The organism is Dokdonella sp., assembly GCF_035703485.1.
GTDB lineage: Bacteria > Pseudomonadota > Gammaproteobacteria > Xanthomonadales > Rhodanobacteraceae > Dokdonella.
The window spans coordinates 1-4904 of the sequence record NZ_DASSYD010000157.1 but is presented as its reverse complement, the minus strand read 5'-3'; the positions used below and the strand labels follow the sequence as shown (position 1 = coordinate 4904).

General features: G+C 60.3%; 4 protein-coding genes and 1 pseudogene. 2 read left to right on the top strand and 3 right to left on the bottom strand.

Annotation, left to right across the window (positions count from 1 at the left end):
- The 3 genes from VFN25_RS12245 to VFN25_RS12235 all read right to left on the bottom strand — a co-directional run.
- Positions 1–638: beta-ketoacyl synthase N-terminal-like domain-containing protein (locus VFN25_RS12245; protein WP_325142286.1), on the bottom strand; the 638-nt coding region annotated here is incomplete at its 3' end.
- Between the two features lie 114 nt (positions 639–752).
- Positions 753–3125, bottom strand: a complete 2373-nt coding sequence (locus VFN25_RS12240; RefSeq protein WP_325142284.1) for a 3-hydroxyacyl-CoA dehydrogenase/enoyl-CoA hydratase family protein — start codon at positions 3123–3125, stop codon at positions 753–755.
- A 71-nt stretch (positions 3126–3196) separates the two neighbouring features.
- Positions 3197–3817 (bottom strand): TetR/AcrR family transcriptional regulator, encoded by a 621-nt coding sequence (locus VFN25_RS12235; RefSeq protein WP_325142282.1) that lies wholly within the window; start codon positions 3815–3817, stop codon positions 3197–3199.
- A gap of 237 nt (positions 3818–4054) precedes the next feature.
- On the opposite strand from VFN25_RS12235, the gene ndk reads away from it, so the two are divergent.
- Together ndk and VFN25_RS12225 are read left to right on the top strand one after the other, a co-directional pair.
- Positions 4055–4480, top strand: coding sequence for a nucleoside-diphosphate kinase (gene ndk / locus VFN25_RS12230; protein ID WP_325142280.1), 426 nt, complete (start codon positions 4055–4057; stop codon positions 4478–4480).
- Positions 4481–4485: 5 nt separating this feature from the next.
- Positions 4486–4904, top strand: a pseudogene (locus VFN25_RS12225) (23S rRNA (adenine(2503)-C(2))-methyltransferase RlmN); the annotation flags it as partial.

Sequence of the window (4904 nt, the reverse complement as noted above, 5' to 3'; positions counted from 1 at the left end):
CGGATCGCGCGCGCGGCGAGGTCCGGATAGCGGTCGCCGAGCGTGAACGGCAGGATCTCGTCCGCGAACTCACCCGCGGCAATCGCAGCGAGCGCCTTCTGGTGGCTCGCGAGCGCGAAAGCGTCCTGGTCCTCGCGGCTGACTTTCCACTCGCTGGCGACATTCTCGGCGGTGATGCCCATGCCGTAGGCGATGGCGATGTTCTCATCGGTGAAAGCGATCGGGTTCATGGCGATCTTGTGGCCCATCATCGGCACCATGCTCATGCTCTCGGTACCGCCGGCGAGCATCAGGTCGGCATCGCCGGTGCGGATGCGGTCGGCAGCGAGGGCAATCGCCTGCACGCCGGAGGAGCAGAAGCGGTTGATCGTCTGCGCGGGAACGCTGTTCGGCAAACCGGCCAGCAGCGCGCCAATGCGGGCCACGTTCATGCCTTGCTCGGCCTCGGGCATGGCACAACCGATCACGACATCCTCGATGCGTGAAAGATCGATGCCCGGCGCGCCGGCGACGGCGGCACGGATCACATGGGCGAGCAAATCATCAGGACGGGTGTTGCGAAACACGCCACGCGGCGCCTTGCCAACCGGTGTACGCACGGCGGAGACGATGTAGGCGTCTTGTAGTTGTTTGGACATGTGTGACTCCAGAAGCGGGATTCGAAATTCGGAATTTGGGATTCGTAAGGGCGGCAGGATCGCGGGATGTCGGTAAATGGGCTCTTGCGAATCCCAAATCCCGACTCCCGAATCTCAGTTCCTCAACGGCTTGCCCGTCGTCAAGGTATGGCCAATGCGTTCCTGGGTTTTCGGCATCTGTGCAAGTGCAACGAAATGCTTGCGCTCCAGGTCGAGCAGCCAGGTTTCGTCGACCTTCGAGCCGCGTTCGATGACGCCGCCGCACAACGTGTCGGCAATGCGGCTGCCGATCTCGTAGTCGTGCGCTGAGATGAAGCGGCCTTCGAGCATGTTGACCAGCATCATCTTCAATGTCGCGGTGCCGACATCGCCGCCAGCGGTGATGTCGCGCGCTGGCAAAGGTGGACGCCAGCCGGATTCGGCGAGTGAGGCGGCAACCTGTTTGGCCACGTAGAGCAATTCGAAGCTGTTGAAGACAACCACGTCATCGGGGCGCAGCAGACCGAGCTGTTTCGCTTCGAGCGCGCTGGCCGAGACCTTGGCCATGGCGACGGCTTCGAAGGACTTCTTGATGCCATCGAACGGGTCGCCATTGACGCTGTCACGCGCCGCACGCAAGGCGAGTTCCTTGAGTCCGCCACCGGCTGGCAGCAAGCCGACGCCGGCTTCGACCAGGCCGATATAGCTTTCCAGCGCAGCCACGGTGCGCGCCGAATGCATCTGGAATTCGCAGCCGCCGCCAAAGGCCATGCCGCGCACGGCCGCGACCACCGGCACCAGCGAATACTTGAGGCGCATGCTGGTCGCCTGGAAGTTGGCGATCATCGCCTCGAACTCGACAATCTTGCCGTCCTTGATCAGGCCGAGCGCACCCTTGAGATCGGCGCCAGCCGAGAACGGTTCACCGCTTTGCCAGATGACCATCGCCTTGAGTTGCTTTTCGCATTCCTCGACGCAGCGTTGCAGGCCGTCGAGCACGGCGTCATTGACCGTGTTCATCTTGGTCTTGAACGAGACGATGCCGATGTCGTCGCCGAGGTGCCACAGACGCACGCCATCGTTTTCCCAGACCGTCGTGCCGGTGTTGAAGGATTCGCCAAGCAGCGGATCGGGGAACAACTGGCGCTGGTAGACGGGCGCATCCGAACGCGGGATATTTTTCCCGGCGCTGGGCGAGTACGAGCCATCCTTGCCATGTACGCCGTCGCGTCCGTCAGTGACCCATGCGGGCAGCGGCGCATCGCTCATGGCCTTGCCCGCGGCGATATCTTCGGCAATCCATTGCGCCACCTGTTTCCAGCCGGCGGCCTGCCAGGTTTCAAACGGTCCCATTTTCCAGCCGTAACCCCAGCGGATCGCGAAATCCACATGACGCGCGGTTTCGGCGATATCGGCCAGATGGAACGCCGTGTAATGGAATAGATCGCGGAACATGGCCCAGAGGAACTGCGCCTGGTTGTCCGTGGAGGCACGCAGCGCGGCGAATTTCTCGGCCGGGTTGCGGATTGCGAGGATCTTGCCAAGCTCCTCGCTGGCGCCTTCGGAGGCAGGGCGGTAATCCTGTTTGGCCAGATCGAGAACCTGGATCTCCTTGCCGACCTTGCGGAAGAAGCCGGCGCCGGACTTCTGTCCGAGTGCACCCTTTTCAATCAACGCACCAAGCCACGCCGGCGCTTTGAAATATTTGTGCCAGGGATCATTCGGCAGGGTGTCGTCCATGGTCTTGATGACATGCGCCATGGTGTCGAGGCCGACCACATCCGAGGTGCGATAGGTCGCACTCTTCGGTCGGCCGATGGCCGGGCCGGTGATTGCGTCGACGGCATCAAAGCCAAGCTTGAACTGCTCGGTGTGGTGCATGGTGGCGAGGATAGAGAACACGCCGATGCGGTTGCCGATGAAGTTCGGCGTGTCCTTGGCGTAAACAACGCCTTTGCCGAGCGTCGTGGTCAGGAACGCTTCGAGCCCCGAGAGCAGGGCCGGATCGGTCTGCTTGTCGGGAATCAGTTCGACCAGATGCATGTAGCGCGGCGGATTGAAGAAGTGGATGCCGGAGAAGCGGGGTCGCATCGCTGCCGGCAACGCCTCGGCCAGCGCATTGATCGAAAGTCCCGAGGTGTTGCTGGCAATGAATGCAGAATCAGAGACATACGGCGCAATCTTCTTGTAAAGATCGAGCTTCCAGTCAAGCCGTTCGGCGATCGCTTCAATGATCAGGTCACAGCCCTTGAGCAGGTCGAGATTTTCATCGTAGTTGGCTGGTGTGATTGCCCCAGCGCGCGACTTTTCGGCCAGTGGAGCTGGTGAAAGCTTGGCCAGGTTGGCAATCGCCTTGATCGCGATTGCGCTTTTTGGCCCTTCCTTGGCCGGCAAGTCGAAGAGGATGGTTTCGACATCGGCATTGGTCAGGTGTGCGGCGATCTGCGCGCCCATGACGCCGGCGCCAAGGACGGCAACCTTGCGGATGCGGAGAGGAGAATGGTTCATGCAATACCTCGCAGGAAGGACAGAAAAAGGGTGCGCGGCAGCCTGGCCGCGCGAACAGGGTTGAATGGGGTTTACTCGGCGCGCAGGCCGGCGGCGGCAAATCGGATCAGATGCTCGGCGGCACGTTCGCGATGGATTTTTTCGGACATCGCCTCACGCCGCTTGATGACACCGAAGTCGGCCATGGCATAAGTCAGCGCACCGGCGATGATATCGATGCGCCAATAAAGTTCTTCCTTGCCCAGATGTTGCAGTTGGGCGCCGAATGCAGCGGCAAACTCCTTGAGCACGTGGCCGTAGTTCTCCGAAAGGAACTTGCGCAGGCGCTCGTTGTGTTCGGCATAGGCGCGGGCAAGGACGCGGACAAACGTTGCACCTCCGGTTTTGTCGAGCGAGAGCAACAGGGCGGGATGGATGAAGGCGGCGAGAATGTCTTCCAGCGTGGGCTCGGGCTTGGCCAGAACAATCTTGAGCGATTCAAGACGTTGCGCGCTGAGCTCATCAAGGCGGCGGCGGAAAACTTCGTTGACAAGATTGTCTTTGGAGCCGAAGTGGTAGTTGACTGCGGCCAGGTTGACCTTGGCCGTCGCTGTCAATTCGCGCAGGGAAGCCCCGGCAAAGCCATTGCGGGCGAACAGTTCCTCGGCTGCGCCAAGAATGCGTTCCTTGGTCGAAAAGTGCGGTGAATTCAAATGAGGAATTCCAGAGACGAAGGCCAAAACCAAACGGACGTTTGAATCATAAGCCTGTCGAGCGCGATGGGCAACGTCGCAAAAGCGCGTGAAATCACGTTCCCGGGGTGCAAATCATTGCAAAAACTAGCTAGAATACGAGGTCGGATAGTGCGCTAACTATCCGGAATGCCGTGGGTTTAGCCTCACGGCCGCATTCGCATGCCCTCCGATTCCTCATTCAAAGGTTCAAAGACAATGGCGCTTGAGCGCACCCTTTCCATCATCAAGCCCGATGCGGTCGCCAAGAACGTCATCGGCGAAATCTATTCCCGATTCGAAAAAGCCGGCCTCAGGATCATCGCCGCACGCATGAAGCAGCTCTCGCGCCGTGAGGCCGAAGGCTTTTATGCCGTGCACAAGGAGCGCCCGTTTTTCAACGCGCTGGTCGAATTCATGATCTCCGGTCCGGTCATCATCCAGGCGCTTGAGGGTGAAAATGCTATCGCGGTGCATCGTGATTTGATGGGTGCGACCGATCCGAAACAGGCGGCGGCCGGCACGATTCGCGCCGACTTTGCCGACTCGATCGACGCCAATGCGGTGCACGGTTCGGATGCTCCGGAAACTGCGGCTGTCGAAATCGCCTACTTCTTCGCCAGTTCCGAAGTGACGTCGCGCTGAAGACGATGGACGTGACCGCGACCAGAACGAATCTGTTCGGCCTTGATCGCCAGGGCTTGCGCGACTGGTTCGCGCAAGCCGGCGAGAAGCCCTACCGTGCCGATCAGGTCATGAAGTGGATGTACCACCGTCACGTCACTGATTTTTTGCTGATGACCGATGTTGGCAAGGCCTTGCGCAGCAAGCTTGAAGCCGTTGCCGAGATCGTCCCGCCGAATGTGTTGCTGGAAAAGCAATCCACCGACGGCACCTACAAGTGGTTGCTGGGCATGGATCCGCGCAACGCAATCGAGGCCGTGTTCATCCCCGAGAGCTCGCGCGGCACCTTGTGCGTCTCTTCGCAAGTTGGCTGCGGTCTAAATTGCACGTTCTGCTCGACCGGCACCCAGGGCTTCAACCGCAATCTTTCGACCGCGGAGATCAT

Coding starts and splice junctions, on each gene's coding strand:
- VFN25_RS12240 (WP_325142284.1), bottom strand. CDS start 3,125: ATGAACCATTCTCCTCTCCGCATCCGCAAGGTTGCCGTCCTTGGCGCC.
- ndk (WP_325142280.1), top strand. CDS start 4,055: ATGGCGCTTGAGCGCACCCTTTCCATCATCAAGCCCGATGCGGTCGCC.